This window comes from Streptomyces sp. NPDC056600, from assembly GCF_042792855.1.
GTDB lineage: Bacteria > Actinomycetota > Actinomycetes > Streptomycetales > Streptomycetaceae > Streptomyces.
Genome location: NZ_JBHTVQ010000038.1, coordinates 21953 through 36445, shown reverse-complemented (window position 1 = coordinate 36445; position 14493 = coordinate 21953). Strand labels below are relative to the sequence as shown.

10 protein-coding genes and 1 tRNA gene are annotated in these 14493 nt (G+C 66.8%); 9 read left to right on the top strand and 2 right to left on the bottom strand.

Annotated elements, in window-relative coordinates:
• The first annotated feature begins 20 nt into the window (after positions 1 to 20).
• The 5 genes from ACFRAV_RS19445 to ACFRAV_RS19425 are packed head-to-tail and all read left to right on the top strand — an operon-like array spanning position 21 to position 8588.
• Positions 21 to 3719 carry a sigma factor-like helix-turn-helix DNA-binding protein gene (locus ACFRAV_RS19445; protein WP_382557176.1) on the top strand — a complete coding sequence of 1233 codons (3699 nt, stop codon included), beginning with the start codon at positions 21 to 23 and terminating at the stop codon, positions 3717 to 3719.
• Positions 3716 to 5851, top strand: coding sequence for a DEAD/DEAH box helicase family protein (locus ACFRAV_RS19440; protein ID WP_382557175.1), 2136 nt, complete (start codon positions 3716 to 3718; stop codon positions 5849 to 5851). The genes ACFRAV_RS19445 and ACFRAV_RS19440 overlap by 4 nt, the downstream gene beginning before the upstream one ends.
• 42 nt (positions 5852 to 5893) lie before the next feature.
• Complete coding sequence (locus ACFRAV_RS19435) at positions 5894 to 6058, top strand: hypothetical protein (RefSeq protein WP_358497052.1); 165 nt, start codon at positions 5894 to 5896, stop codon at positions 6056 to 6058.
• A complete protein-coding gene (locus ACFRAV_RS19430; protein ID WP_382557172.1) occupies positions 6055 to 8112 on the top strand; it encodes an AAA family ATPase in 2058 nt (685 codons plus the stop codon). The genes ACFRAV_RS19435 and ACFRAV_RS19430 overlap by 4 nt, the downstream gene beginning before the upstream one ends.
• Complete coding sequence (locus tag ACFRAV_RS19425; protein WP_358497048.1) at positions 8109 to 8588, top strand: hypothetical protein; 480 nt, start codon at positions 8109 to 8111, stop codon at positions 8586 to 8588. The genes ACFRAV_RS19430 and ACFRAV_RS19425 overlap by 4 nt, the downstream gene beginning before the upstream one ends.
• A gap of 575 nt (positions 8589 to 9163) precedes the next feature.
• Here the strand turns inward: ACFRAV_RS19425 and ACFRAV_RS19420 are convergent.
• Both ACFRAV_RS19420 and ACFRAV_RS19415 read right to left on the bottom strand, forming a co-directional pair.
• The gene (locus ACFRAV_RS19420; RefSeq protein ID WP_382557170.1) at positions 9164 to 9370 is read right to left on the bottom strand and encodes a hypothetical protein; all 207 of its coding nucleotides are present in this window, start codon (positions 9368 to 9370) and stop codon (positions 9164 to 9166) included.
• A gap of 337 nt (positions 9371 to 9707) precedes the next feature.
• A tRNA-Arg gene (locus tag ACFRAV_RS19415) sits at positions 9708 to 9779 on the bottom strand.
• Between the two features lie 134 nt (positions 9780 to 9913).
• On the opposite strand from ACFRAV_RS19415, the gene ACFRAV_RS19410 reads away from it, so the two are divergent.
• From ACFRAV_RS19410 to ACFRAV_RS19395, 4 genes are all read left to right on the top strand, one after another.
• Positions 9914 to 10378 (top strand): response regulator, encoded by a 465-nt coding sequence (locus tag ACFRAV_RS19410; protein ID WP_382557288.1) that lies wholly within the window; start codon positions 9914 to 9916, stop codon positions 10376 to 10378.
• Positions 10379 to 10480: 102 nt separating this feature from the next.
• Complete coding sequence (gene nrtL, locus ACFRAV_RS19405) at positions 10481 to 11479, top strand: ArgS-related anticodon-binding protein NrtL (protein WP_382557168.1); 999 nt, start codon at positions 10481 to 10483, stop codon at positions 11477 to 11479.
• Positions 11480 to 11550: 71 nt separating this feature from the next.
• On the top strand, positions 11551 to 12942 hold the full coding sequence (lysA, locus tag ACFRAV_RS19400; protein ID WP_382557166.1) for a diaminopimelate decarboxylase: 1392 nt from the start codon (positions 11551 to 11553) through the stop codon (positions 12940 to 12942).
• Between the two features lie 250 nt (positions 12943 to 13192).
• Positions 13193 to 14485 (top strand): homoserine dehydrogenase, encoded by a 1293-nt coding sequence (locus tag ACFRAV_RS19395; protein WP_382557164.1) that lies wholly within the window; start codon positions 13193 to 13195, stop codon positions 14483 to 14485.
• The last annotated feature ends 8 nt before the right edge of the window (positions 14486 to 14493 follow it).

The window sequence follows — 14493 nt, the reverse complement described above, 5'->3', positions numbered from 1 at the left end:
TGAGCGAGTGGGACGCAGCCGTGGACAAGATATCTGCGTGGTTCAAGCACCTGGATGACGTGGAGCAGGTCATCATCCGGGATCACGTGTGCGCTGCTGATCCCGCCCCGCTGGACGCACTGGCGTCCGAACTGCGAATGTTCCGGCACGTAGTTCACAAGCGCCGTAACGACCTGCCGCAGTCCCTGCAGAACGTCATTGAGGACGACTCGGACCTGCAGCGTGCTGTCGCATGCGTCGAGCGCGAGATCGCGTGTCCGGTCTTCGAAGCGGATCTCCTCTCCCGGCACCCGTGGCTGGCGGAAGAAGTGACCCGCGAAGGCGTCACCGTGCTGGACGTCCTCAGTGGCCTCAAGTGGCCGGGTTCCCAAGTCGCCGGATGGGTCTTCGACGGAGACATCGAACGCGAGGAGCGTCGAACGTTGGCCGCCCTTGGCATGGAAGCCGGGGAGACCATGACCCTCAAGGCGGCGCAGCGGCTCGTGCAGCAGGCCGGAGTAAAGATCGCGCCCGGAGAATCCACTCTTTGCCGTTGGCTGGCCCGCTGCGGACTGGCGGTGTCAGCACGTCAGGTCACACTTCCCCTGTTTCCCGCTGCCGAGGATGACACTGATAGGACTGCACCTGTCATCACGGACGGCCGGCATGACCCTGGGGCTTCGTCCACCTTGGGGAAGACGCCCCCTGCATACAGTCACCACGACCAGTATGCATCAGGTGACCCTTCGCAGCCGGGCCTCGCAGACACGGAGCTGTCGCATGCACAGGTGGCGGCGCCCGGCGGTGTCGATGAGCTGTGGACCGCGCTGGACCGTTTTCGGATCCTGGCGGTGGAACACCAAGTGACTGCAGACCTTGGGACTTTGCTGCTCGATGTCGAACACCTGCCGGGCGACATGCGTCGCTTGGCCTTCCAGGTCCGCGGAGCTTTCCTTGGGAACGACGGGCGATGGCGCCTTGGACAGGCTCACGCCGTCAGCCCGTTGTCCGGCGCGAGCGCCACCATGCCTCTTTCTGCCCCTGCGCAGGACGCATGCGCTGCGACCCTGCTTCCTCGTGATGGGGAGGAAGCGCAGAAGCCGAAGGACCGGGCGGCACAGCGGGCATCCGCCGACCAGCTGCCTACTTCAGGCACCGACGGCCGGGCTGATCTTTGCGCTGGGCGGATGGTTCTGACAGCCGTCGAGGCAGCCCTCGTGGAATCTGAGCAGCCCATGTCGACGCTGGATCTGCTGCACAGCTGCGCACGCACCATGGATGCCACGCAGCTCGAGCGAGCGCTGGCCGTCGACACCCGTTTTTGTCACGACGCCCGCGGCCTGTGGGCGCTCGCCAAGTGGGACGTGCCGATGCTCAAGCGACCGCATTCGCTCGTGGGCAGCCCGGCGGACGCAAGTGAAGATGGAGCACCCTGCGGTGAGGCAGCCGATAAACGGATGACGGAACGTACGGGCGAAGAGGCTGACGTCGGGCAGGTCATCCCGTTGCCGTCCCACCCTGCGGGCACGGACGCCACCGAGCATCCAGCTGACCACCTCACCGATCCGCGCCCGCACCGCTGGCTGGACGTGTTCCCCTGGCTGACGTCAGGCCCTGATGCCCAGACGTGGTGGAACGACACCATCACAGGCGCCACCCCTTCCGTACGGCGTCGGCGCTTGGCCCAGGTCACCGAGGACGCGATGACGCGTCTGTCCCAGTGGACGATGGGGCAGATCTTTCCGGTTCTCGCACCCGACCTTCCCCTGAACCGAATCGATTTGCCCACTCGTGCCATGACCGCGTTCGGTCAGCGCAGTTACACCCAGGTCGGCCACTTGGCGGGCATCACTGTCGAGGAGATGCGCCGCTGGCGGCAAGTGGGTGGCGGCACGGTTGTCGCGACCCTGTGTGGGCTGGCAGACGCATCGACCGTGTATGCGGTGCCGGTGCAGGTAACAGGCCGTCACGCCGTACCTGGCGCGACGCAGCAGCAGTCGCCCCAGCCTCCACGGCCGCCGTGGACCTCGAAGATCGTGACAGACGTTTCGGAGATCGCGACGTGGTACGCCGCCGTTGGTCTTCCTAACCAACCTCTGCTCGGTGCCCCGTTGCCCCACGGTATCCCGCAAGACGTCCTGCAGACCTGTCGGCGGCTCGAAGCGCTCAAGGCTGCAGACCTTCTGACTGCCGACGAGCTCGAGCTGGATGTGGCCCGACTGCTCGATCAGGCCCTACAGACACTCGATCGTCGCACCGTTGACATCCTGTCAGCACGTTGTTTCCAGGAAGGCTCCCACACCCTGGACCAGATCGGCAGGGACCACGGGGTCAGCCGAGAACGAGTACGCCAGATTGAAGGCAAAGCGCGCACAGCAATGCGTGACCTTTTGGGCGACGGTCTGCTTGGACGGGTAGCAGAGACGACCCGCGCCCTAATCGGTACCGTTCGGCCGCTGGATAATCTACTCGCCCTGCTTCCCGCGCTCGGCAAGGTGGTCGACGCAGTCGGCCAGCCTGCCTGGCGGGTCTTGAATGGCCTCGACGATGCCTACGAGATCGAGGATGGGTGGTGCGCAGCGCTGACGATGACAGCCGCCAGGACGATCACTCAGACGCAGCTACATGAGAAGGCCGACACTTACGGCGTCGTGCGCCTCGAGGGCCTCGCCCTGATCGAAACGAGCAGCCCGGAACAGCTGCCGGAGCTGACGAAATCGTGGCTGACCCAATGCGGCTATGTCATCGACGGTGGCTTCGTCTTCACCCGGATCCAGTCGGTCAACGACTACGGTGCGGCGGTGCTCTCGATTGCCGGAACGCCGCTCACCGCCCAGGAAATTGTGGACCGCTTCATCTTCGAGCGCAGCGTTGGATCGCTGCGCAACGCCATGAGCCAGGACGATCGCTTTCAGCGCGTGGATCGTGACCGATGGGCGCTGTCGGAGTGGGACATGGACGCTTACGTCGGAGTTCGCGCGCTGATCCAGGAGCAGGTGGAGCGCGGCGGAGGGCATGTCCTCCTAGACGACCTCATCGAGTACATCACCGGCAAGTACAGCGTCACGGCCACCAGTGTGGTGACCTACGCTAGTTCGCTGCCGTTTGAGAGCCGGGACGGCGTCGTTCGCATGGCAGCCGCCGACCGAGAGATCAGGAAGTCACCCGAGCGTACCCGTCGTCTGTTCCGCCACCAGGATGCCTGGGCGTACCGGCTGCGCATCACCAAAGACCACCTCCGCGGGAGCGGCTTTCCCGCGCCCGTGGCGATCGCGGGCATCGTGGGGCTGCAGTTCGGCCAGACGCGGCAACTAGCGTCCACCCTGGGCCCACAGACCATCGGCTGGACCGGCAATCAGCCGGCGTTCGGATCGATCCGCCGATTCCTCTTGGACAGCGACATTGCGGTCGACAGCGAAGCCTTCCTGATCATGACGGACGATGGCCACTTCGCCCTAGAGCCAGTACGAGAGCCGGCGGGAGACGGCCTTGCCGAGGCACTGAGTTTGATCGGTGTCGCCGACACGCTGGACGGAAACGAGGCGCGGGAGGCGTTGACTAAGGCCATCGGCCTCTCACCCCGCTCTCCCATGGCGAGCATCATCGGCGGCTACAGCGAGCGCGGTGACAGCGACATCGCCACCCTGCTCATGGGCGTCCGTGACGTCCTCGAGAGTAACGGCGACTCGAAGTCCATCGCATCGAGCGCAGACATCGACGAAATCATGGACTTGCTATGACCGCCCCCGCCCACAGCCTGCGCCTCCTCGCGCTGAACGATCGCTACCGCAGTGATCAGGAAGACGTCGTCGCAAGCTTCTACATGCCGGCATTCTCGGCGGCGACGTCTTACAGCCGGGCCGTCGGTTACTTCACCTCGACCAGCCTTGCCCTGTTCGCCCGCGGCATCGAGAGCTTCGCCGAACGCGGCGGCGCCATGCGGCTGGTGGCCTCCCCCCACCTTGACGAGGACGACGTCACCGACATCGAGCGCGGATACGACGTCCGGCGGGTGCTTGAGAAGGCGACGATCCGTGAGCTCGACACCGAGCAGCCCGAGACGGTCCTGGACGGCCTCGGCATCCTCGGACGCCTGATCGCCCAGGGCCGCCTGGACATCAAGCTGGCCTTCGTCGAACGGGACGGACGCATCGGCATCTACCACGAAAAGATTGGCACGTTTCGTGATGCTGTCGGTGATCTGGTCAGCTTCACCGGGAGCAGCAATGAGACGTACGGCGGCCTGATGGCGAACTTCGAGTCGATCGAGGTGTACCGGGGCTGGGTCGCCGGCGACGGTGCTCGGGCGCTGCGTCTCGAGGCGGATTTTGAGAAGCTGTGGTCCGGCCAGACGCCACACCTCAGCGTGGAACCCTTCCCTGATGTCGCCCGCGACCGCCTCATCAAGCTGGGGGGCGAGCGGCCCAGGGCTTCCCTGCCCGGGTGCGATGACGCGCTCACACCTTCGCACGTCGTTGCGGCCGAGCCCGCCAGGCTGGCCCTCCCGGCATGGCTTACCGTCCGCGACTACCAGCGGGAAGCGGTGGCCTCGTGGCTGCGGCAGCAGGGCCGTGGGATCCTCAAGATGGCCACCGGAACCGGGAAGACCAAGACCGCCATGATCGCCGCGACCCAGCTGGCCAACGCCCTGCGCCAGCGTGAGGAGCCCTTGGTCGTCCTGGTCCTGGCGCCCCTGCAGCACCTCGTCGACCAGTGGGTCACGGAGATCGAGGCGTTCGGTGTTCGCCCGGTTGCGGTCTACGAGTCCGGCCAGAAGTGGTTGCACACCGTCGAGGACCAGCTCAACGAAGCACGCCTGGGACAGCGCCCGATCGTGGCGATGGTCGCAACGAACGCCTCGTTTGCCAGCGCTAGGTTCCAGTCGGTGCTCGGGAGGATCTCACAGCCGCTCCTTGTCATCGCCGACGAAGCCCACAACCTCGGCTCGTCGGCTTACCGCTCGGCGCTCCCGTTCAATGCGACCTACCGTCTTGCACTATCGGCGACCCCCGAACGCTGGTTCGACGACGAGGGCACCGATGCCCTGATCGGATACTTCGGCCCGATAGCTTTCGAGTTGGGGCTTGGCGAAGCCATCGAGATGCGAGCGCTCTGCCGCTATCTGTACCTGCCGCGTCTCGTCGAGCTGAATGACGTCGAAACCAACCTGTACGTCGATTTGACCAGCCAGATCGCTAAGAGACTTGCGGCCGGCGATAGCCTCAAGGACACCGGTTCCGACTCCCCTATCGGCTTCCTCCTCCGGCAACGCGCAGGCATCCTTGGGCATGCCAAAGGCAAGCTTGCGCAGCTCAGGTCAGATCTCGAAGCCCGACGCGATAGTTGGTTCCAACTGATCTACTGCGCCCAGGGGCGACGACCGATCGAGCCGGGTGACCCACCTGGAGCCAACCAGCTTCACGACGTGATGAACCTGGTCGGAAACCAATTGCACCTCTCTGCGCATTCCTACATCTCGGACACACCACGCGCTGAGCGGAAACGTCTGCTCCGGCGCTTCAGCGGGGGAGACGACTTGCGCGTGCTCGTCGCCATGCGCTGCCTCGACGAGGGAGTCGACATCCCCGACGCTCGCATCGGCTACCTGCTGGCCAGCAGCAGCAATCCGCGGGAATTCATCCAGCGCCGCGGACGCCTGCTGCGTCGAGCAGATGGCAAGGAGCGGGCCGAGGTTCTGGACTACCTGGCGGTGCCTCCTGCCGGCACCCCGATCAATTTCGACGTCGAACGAGCGCTACTGCGACGCGAGTTCGAGCGAGCCGACGAATTCGGCAAGCTGTCGGAAAACTACGAAAGGACCCTCGAGACGTTGCGCCCGCTCAAGGAGCGCTACCAGCTGATGGATATGTAGGCAAGGGATATGACACAGACCATACCTGAGGGAGGACATGCAGTGACCGGTGGGGGTCGGACCGAAAAACAGGTGCTCGAGGAGCTCAGCGAGGAGGAGCTGTCGCTGCTCAGGCGCGTCCTCCAGATCGAGAGGGCGAAAATGCATTTGAGTGCGTACGACGCGACGGACGACCTGCTCGCCGCGGTGAAGGAGATCCTTCCGTGAGACTGCAGTCGATCACGCTGACCAACTTTCGTCAGTTCCGCGGAGTGCAGACATTCGATCTCAGCTCCGACTCCCTCAAACCGGTCTCTCTGCTGTTCGGGGCGAACGGCGCCGGCAAGACGACCTTCCTCAACGCCTTCACCTGGGTGCTGTACGGCTCGATGTCCGACGACGTCGAGGAACAGGACCGCATAGTGACCGATAGCGTCTGGCGAGAGCTTGCGATCGGCCAGTCGACGGAAGTCGCTGTTGACCTGCGACTCGACCACGAAGGCCAGGACTACCGCGTGCTGCGCCGCGCAAGCCTGCGCAAGGAGTCGGACCTGCAGCCCAAGCCCTCACCCGAGGTCCAACTGTGGACCACCAAGGCTGACGGTTCCTCGGAGGTTGTTACTGCCCCCCAGGAAGCCATCCTCAGCATTTTGCCGCGGGGTGTCAGCCGCTTTCTCTTCTTCAACGGTGAGCGCATCGAGAAGCTGGTCAAGAAGGGCGCCTATGCGGAGGTCAAGCAGGACATCAAGGTGCTGCTCGAGATGCAGCATGTCGAGCGGGCACTCGAGCACCTGCCCAAGGTCGACCGACGCCTGACCCAGGAACTGAAGAAATACGGCGGAGACAAAGCCAGCGAGATCCAGACCGACATCGATGACCTACGCGAGCGTGAGACGACCGCTCGGGGAGAGCTAGAGGGTCTCGAAGCGGACTTGGCCACGCTGATCGAAGAACGCGAGGCAGTCACCGACCTGCTGCGTCAGCACGCAGTCGCAGCGCCCATCCAGGCGCAGCGCGATGCCGTCACCGAAGAACTCGCGGAGGCCCGCAGCGCTCGTGACGCGGCAGTGGCCGAACAGGCCAACCTGGTTGCGACACGCGGCTTCCTGGCCTTCACCGAAGCGCTCGCCGAAAAGACTTTGGCGACGGCCGACGGCCTCTACCAAAAGGGAGCTTTGCCAGCGCCGCTCAAGCGGGAGTTCGTCGACCAGCTCTTGGAGCAGGGCGCCTGCATCTGCGGTACGCCTTTGGTCGAGCACACCGTTCCGTGGGAGCACGTCAAAGACTGGCGACAGCGGGCCGGACTTCAGGCTGTCGAGACAGCTTGGCAACAGCTCAGTGGCCAGATTGTCCCACTTTCCTCCAAGCGTACAGAACTGCGTGAAGATTTCGCACAAATCACCAAGCGAATCAACGATGCGCGCGAACGGGTTGATCGCTTGGAGGCCAGCAAGTCGGAGCTCGATGGCAAGCTGCGCGACGACCGCCTGGAAGGCGCTCAGGATCTCGAAACAAAGCGGATGGACCTCGACAGCCGCATCGGTGTCAAGCAGCAGCGGATCGGCTCCATTACGAGTGAACTTGAGCGCATCAAGAACGACATTGACAAGAAGACGAAGGAACGCAGCCGTGCCGAGGTCACGGACGAACTCGCGGGCAAAGCCCGGGCACGCTCTGACCTCGTGCAGTCGGTACGGCGTGCACTGAGCGAAATCCTGTCTATCCGCGAAGACGACATGCGCGTGCGCCTGGACGCTGAGTTGAAGAAGGTGTTCCGGAGCATCACGCACCAGAACCACATCCCCACCCTCAACAAGGGATTCGAGCTGACGCTCCACAAGGATGTGAACGGTGTCGAGCTTCCCGTGCCGAAGTCGACTGGCGAGAACCAGATCTTGAGCCTCAGCTTCGTCGCCGCCGTCTCCAAGCTCGCTCGCGAGAACCACAAAGAGCGTCGCGCAGAGGGCCATGCCCCTGTAGATGCCGGTATGTATCCCATCGTGATGGACGCTGCGTTCGGCTCACTCGATCAGGACTATCAGCAGGCTGTATCGCGGGCACTCGCAAAGATGGCTCCGCAGCTTATCGTCCTCGTAAGCAAGAGCCAGGGTCTCGGGAAGGTCGTGAATGAGCTGATGCCCTACGTCAGCCATCTCGGCGTCATCCAGACGCACACCACCGCGGCGGAGAACGGCACCGACCATATCGAGCTGGAGGGGATGTCCCACCCCTACATCGTGGCGGCTGAGAGCGACTACTCCGAACTGAAGGTGATCAAGTGACCGCATTGTTCGTCGATGTCCGGGCCCGTCGCCCGCAGCAGCACGAAGCTCTCATGATCGAGTTGCGCGACGAGGCAGGTTTCCCCACCTATCGCGACATCCTGCTCTTCGCCGCTGCGCTGGGGTTCCGTCACGACCGTCACGCTGCCCTCACAGCACCCCATAGTGACCGCATCCGCTACGAAGTGCTAACCGCTCCTGCCTTCAGCGAGGCACTGATCAACATGATCGCCACCAACGTGATCACTGGAGATCCGGAGATCATGGACGCGGCGCGTCTCGAGCAGAGGATCCACATCTTCGAGACGTACGCCAACGGTGGTCTCGACTACATTCAAGAGCAGATCAACATTCGGCATCAGCCGGCCGCGCGTGTCGTCATTGACCTGGTAGCCGAGGCGTTCAGCGGAAGCAGCGGAGCCAAGCCAGCCTCGGTCGAGGAGCTGCTGAATGGATGGGCAGGGGGTTCAAACTGATGGGCTAACCCTGCAGCATCGCGCCGAACCTCTGTCACACGGGGGCCCAGCTGGGTTTGCAACGGTGGCGAGGCGGGGGCGGCCGACAGTTGTAGGCGGAGACGGCACGTGGGCCTGTGCACCGAGCCGTCTTCGCCCCCTCCAACGGGTCGGTGGCTGCCGTTTCGGCCTGGGGCGGAGCACCCGCCAGCTCCTCTGCAATGGCCGACGCAACGCGTAGTTACCGGACGGCACCTCTTCGTTGGGCTGTTGAGGTGCCCGAATCCCGAACTCACTACGAACCTGGAGTGCAAGGCAAGCATTAGCTGGCCGAGCGGGATAGGCGCGCGTAATGTCGCAGTCTTGAAATGCGAAGCCCCCTGGAAAGGTCCAGGGGGCTGAAGCCCAGCGCTGAGCTCGATCACTCGTGCGGCACGGTACAGATGAACGGTCTCGTCGTCTGAGAGTCGCACGGCAGCCCCATGACTTCCCGCCTCACGGCTGAGCCATTGGACTCTCTAGCAGTTCAGTGCCGGGGTACCTCGCCGCCAGGCCACGATGTGGTGATCCTGGTTGCGCGGCAGGCGAATGGGCAGCTACTCCAACTTTCGGGCGCGCAGCATCTCGGTGCTATGCGTGAGAGCCTGTCCCCGCAGGCTCCGATGTTTCCCGATGCGGCGGAGTTCTTTCATCGAGAAGAGCGCGATGTTGCCGCGGCCCGCAAACGTCTCGATGCTCGCAAACGTCTCGATGATGCGCACGGCTTCGGAGTCAGCGCGCAGGCGTTCAACGGCGGTTGCCATGGTCCCCCCTTGGGCATGGCAGCACTGGGCAGCCTAGAACGCAACTGGCAGGGACGCGTGGTGAACGCCCACTCAACATGGCATGGCGCGACCCTGGGCCTGCCGGTCGGCCAGACAGGCGACCCGCCTTCCGGTGCTTAGCGGCGGCGCTTCTGGGCTCGTCCGATGACCTCCCCGCGCAGCGGCTGATCAGGGGAAACGCTTCAGGATCCTGTCCACGAATAGTCCACGGACCGCGTCGCAGGGCTGCTTCGGACGGCACATGCCTGCACATACGCGAAGACCCCGCACTCAGCGTTTCCGCTGGTGACGGGGTCTTTGGGCACCTCATACAAGGTGCCCCCGGCAGGATTCGAACCTGCGCACACGGCTCCGGAGGCCGTTGCTCTATCCCCTGAGCTACGGGGGCGCGTTCGCCGCGGCGCGTTGGTCGCGGTGACGGGTAGAACACTACCAGCTCACCTGGGGTGGTCGTGAACAGGATTTCCGTGCGGTGGGGGTGGTGCGCCGGAGCGAGTGCCTGCCGTGTCCTGTCCGTTACGGGTGGAAGTGCGGAAAAGCCGGACGGGGGGTGCGCGCCGTGCCTACTCTCTAGTTGTGGCGGGCGCTTCCGGCCGGATCCTTGTCGTCGACGACAGCGAAGTGATCCGGCAGCTGATCAGGGTCAATCTCGAGCTGGAAGGGTTCGAGGTGGTGACCGCGGCCGATGGTGCCGAATGTCTGGAAGTGATCCATCGGGTGCGGCCCGACGTGGTGACGCTGGACGTGGTCATGCCCCGGCTCGACGGGCTCGGGACGGCGGCGCGGTTGCGGTCGGACCCGGGGACGCGTGATCTGCCTCTCGCCATCATCAGCGCCTGCAGCCGCCCGGAGGTCGAGGCCGGACTGGACGTGGGAGTGGACGCGTTCGTGGCCAAGCCGTTCGAGCCGGCCGAACTCGTGGGTGTGGTGCGGCGGTTGATGGAGCTCAGGCGTGGGCCGGAGGAACCGGCGCCGGTAAGTGCCTGAAACGGTGGCGCACGCACCAAAAGGGGCGCGAGCTGTCCGGATGGCGGGACCCAGCCGAAACGGGTCGACCTACCCCGCCCCGGCTCCCCTAATCTGGATCCCGTGACCCCCGTCGAGCTCTCGCACACCGTGCTGCGCGCGGTGCGTTCCGCCGTGGACGAGGGCGAGCTGGCGGTGGCCGTGCCGGAGACCGTGAAGATCGCCCCGCCCGGCCCCGGGGGCTGCGGGGACTACGCCACCAACGTCGCGATGCGCCTCGCCGGGCCGGCCGGACGGCCCGCCCCGGAGGTCGCCGAGGTGCTGCGCACCCGGTTGATGCGGGTGAGCGGGGTGCGGGACATCGCCGTCACCGGCCCGGGGTTCCTCAACATCAGTCTTGAGGGCGACGTCGACGCCGCCCTGGTGCGCAGGGTGCGTGCGGAGGGCGGCCTCGCGTACGGCAGGGGGGACGCGTTCGCCGGGCGGACGGTCACCCTGCGGGTCGCGGAGGAGGTGCGGGCCCAGGTGATCGCCGAGGTCGTCGGCCGGCTGATCGAGGGCCAGGGCGGCGTGGCGGAGGTGGTGGTCGTGGAGGACGCGCGGGACGCCGACATCCGCCCCGTGCCCGCGCCCGCCGACCCCGCACGCCTCGGCCCCGCCGCCGCACGCTGGGCGCTGCTGCACCCCGCGCCGCACGACCGGCCCACCCTCGGGGACGAGCACCTGGCGCAGCGGGAGAGCAATCCGCTGTTCCGGGTGCGGTACGCCCACGCCCGGGCCCGCGCCGCGAGCCGGAACGCCACGCAGCTTTGCCACGCCGCGGAACCCGGCCCGGTGGACCACGGAGCAGGGGAACCCCTCGCCCTCCTCCGTGAACTCGCCGACCACCCCCGCGTCCTCGCGCAGGCCGCGCGGGCCCACGCCCCGGACCGGGTCGCGCGACACCTGGTGGGGGTCGCGGACGCCACGCTGGAGTTCCTGACGTACGGGGCGGTGCTGCCGACGGGGGAGGAGAAACCCTCGGCCGCCCACCGCGCCCGGCTCGCGCTCGCCGAAGCCGCCGGGACGGTGCTGGCCGGTGGCCTGACCCTGCTCGGCATCGACGCACCCGACCATCTCTGAGCACGCGCGAACACGAGCGAACGACACGCACCGCGAGAGCCAGAGACCGAACAGAGACGCAGAGACAGACGATGAGCCGTTCCGCACACCCCGCCGGACCCCGTCACGCCGACGTCCTCCCCGAGGGGCACTACACCGCGCCGCCCGCCGACCTGAACGTCCTCGACCCCAAGGTGTGGGCGGGATCCGTCACCCGTGACGAGGACGGCGCCGTGCGCGTCGGCGGGGTCGACGTCCGGGACCTCGCCCGGGAGTACGGCACCCCGGCGTACGTGATGGACGAGGACGACTTCCGGCAGCGCGCCCGGGCCTGGCGGGAGGCGTTCGGCGAGGGCGCCGACGTGTTCTACGCCGGCAAGGCGTTCCTCTCCAAGGCCGTGGTCCGGTGGCTGCACGAGGAGGGGCTGAACCTCGACGTGTGCTCCGCCGGTGAGCTGGCGACCGCGCTGGCGGCGGGGATGCCGGCCGAGCGGATCGCGTTCCACGGCAACAACAAGTCCCTCGGCGAGATCGAGCGGGCGGTCACCGCGGGGGTCGGGCGGATCGTGCTCGACTCGTTCCAGGAGATCGTGCGGGTCGCCCACGTCGCGCAGGCGCACGGGGTGCGGCAGAAGGTGCTGGTCCGGGTGACGGTGGGCGTGGAGGCGCACACGCACGAGTTCATCGCGACCGCCCACGAGGACCAGAAGTTCGGCCTCCCGCTGGCCGGCGGCCAGGCCGCCGAGGGCGTGCGGCGGGCGCTCGGGCTGGACGGGCTCGAGCTGGTCGGCATCCACAGCCACATCGGGTCGCAGATCTTCGACATGGCCGGCTTCGAGGTCGCCGCGCGGCGCGTGGTCGGGCTCCTCGCCGAGATCCGTGACGAGCACGGCGTCGAGCTGCCGGAGATCGACCTCGGCGGCGGCCTCGGCATCGCCTACACGAGCGAGGACGACCCGCAGGGGCCGCACGAGATCGCCAAGGCGCTCGGGGAGATCGTCGCCCGCGAGTGCGAGGGCGCCGGGCTGGCCGCGCCGCGGATCTCGGTGGAGCCGGGGCGGGCCATCGTCGGTCCGACGGCGTTCACGCTGTACGAGGTCGGCACGCTGAAGCCGCTGGACGGGCTGCGGACGTACGTGTCGGTGGACGGGGGGATGTCGGACAACATCCGCACCGCGCTCTACGACGCCGAGTACTCCGTCGCGCTCGTCTCGCGGACGAGCGACGCCGAGCCGATGCTCGCCCGGGTGGTCGGGAAGCACTGCGAGAGTGGTGACATCCTGGTCAAGGACGCGTTCCTGCCCGCCGACCTGGCGCCCGGCGACCTGATCGCGGTACCCGCCACCGGCGCCTACTGCCGTTCCATGGCGAGCAACTACAACCACGTGCTGCGCCCGCCGGTGCTCGCCGTCAAGGACGGTGACACCCGGGTGATCGTCCGCCGCGAGACGGAGGAGGACCTGCTCCGTCTCGACGTCGGGTGAGGCAGGCGCCTCGGCCGCATCGGCGCCGCCCGCATCGGCGCAGGGCGCGTCGGCATCGGGCGCGTCGGCACCGGGTGCGCAGGCATCTGGTGCGGTGAGAGGCCTCCGGCGGAAAAGCCGCTGGAATCCGGGGAGGATCCCGGAAAATACATCTCAGGATCCGGACGAATCGAAGGGATTTCGTCCGGTGCCTGAGACTGGACAACCGTTGACCGGTATGAGACCGGTTGGAGAAACGAGGCGAGGTCGGATGATGCGTACGCGTCCGCTGAGGGTGGCGCTGCTGGGCTGTGGAGTCGTCGGCTCCGAGGTGGCGCGCATCATGACGACGCACGCGGCCGACCTCGCCGCGCGGATCGGCGCGCCGGTGGAGTTGGCCGGTGTCGCCGTCCGTCGTCCGGACCGGGTGCGGGCCGGGATCGACCCCTCGCTGATCACCACCGACGCGACCGCCCTGGTGAAACGGGGCGACATCGACGTGGTCGTCGAGGTGATCGGCGGGATCGAGCCGGCCCGGAACCTGATCATGACCGCGTTCCAGCACGGGGCGTCGGTCGTCTCCGCGAACAAGGCGCTGATCGCCCAGGACGGCGCCGCGCTGCACGCGGCGGCCGAGGAGCAGGGGCGGGACCTGTACTACGAGGCGGCGGTGGCGGGAGCCATCCCGCTGATCCGGCCGCTGCGCGAGTCGATGGCCGGCGACAAGGTCGACCGGGTGCTCGGCATCGTCAACGGCACCACGAACTTCATCCTCGACAAGATGGACACGACCGGCGCCGGGTACCAGGAGGCGCTGGACGAGGCCACCGCGCTCGGGTACGCCGAGGCGGACCCGACGGCCGACGTCGAGGGCTTCGACGCCGCCGCCAAGGCGGCCATCCTGGCGGGGATCGCCTTCCACTCGCGGGTGCGTCTCGACGACGTGTACCGCGAGGGCATGAGCGAGGTGACCGCCGGGGACTTCGCCTCCGCCAAGGAGATGGGCTGCACGATCAAGCTGCTCGCCATCTGTGAGCGGGCGGCGGACGGCGGCTCGGTCACGGCCCGGGTGCACCCCGCGATGATCCCGCTGACCCACCCGCTCGCCTCGGTGCGCGGTGCGTACAACGCGGTGTTCGTGGAGTCCGAGGCCGCGGGTCAGCTCATGTTCTACGGGCCGGGCGCGGGTGGTTCGCCCACCGCCTCGGCCGTCCTGGGCGACCTGGTGGCGGTGTGCCGCAACCGGCTGGCCGGGGCCACCGGTCCAGGCGACTCGGCGTACGCGGCGCTGCCGGTGTCACCGATGGGCGACGTGGTCACGCGGTACCACATCAGCCTGGACGTCGCCGACAAGCCGGGCGTCCTCGCCCAGGTCGCCACGGTTTTCGCCGAGCACGGGGTGTCGATCGACACCGTGCGCCAGCAGGGCAAGGACGGCGAGGCATCGCTCGTCGTCGTCACCCATCGTGCGTCCGACGCCTCGCTCAGCGCGGTCGTCGAGGCGCTTCGCGGCCTGGACACGGTCCGGGGCGTCGCCAGCATCATGCGGGTCGAAGGAGAGTAGGCGGAGTC

Coding starts and splice junctions, on each gene's coding strand:
- ACFRAV_RS19440 (WP_382557175.1), top strand. CDS start 3,716: ATGACCGCCCCCGCCCACAGCCTGCGCCTCCTCGCGCTGAACGATCGC.
- lysA (WP_382557166.1), top strand. CDS start 11,551: ATGAGCCGTTCCGCACACCCCGCCGGACCCCGTCACGCCGACGTCCTC.
- ACFRAV_RS19395 (WP_382557164.1), top strand. CDS start 13,193: ATGATGCGTACGCGTCCGCTGAGGGTGGCGCTGCTGGGCTGTGGAGTC.
- ACFRAV_RS19420 (WP_382557170.1), bottom strand. CDS start 9,370: ATGGCAACCGCCGTTGAACGCCTGCGCGCTGACTCCGAAGCCGTGCGC.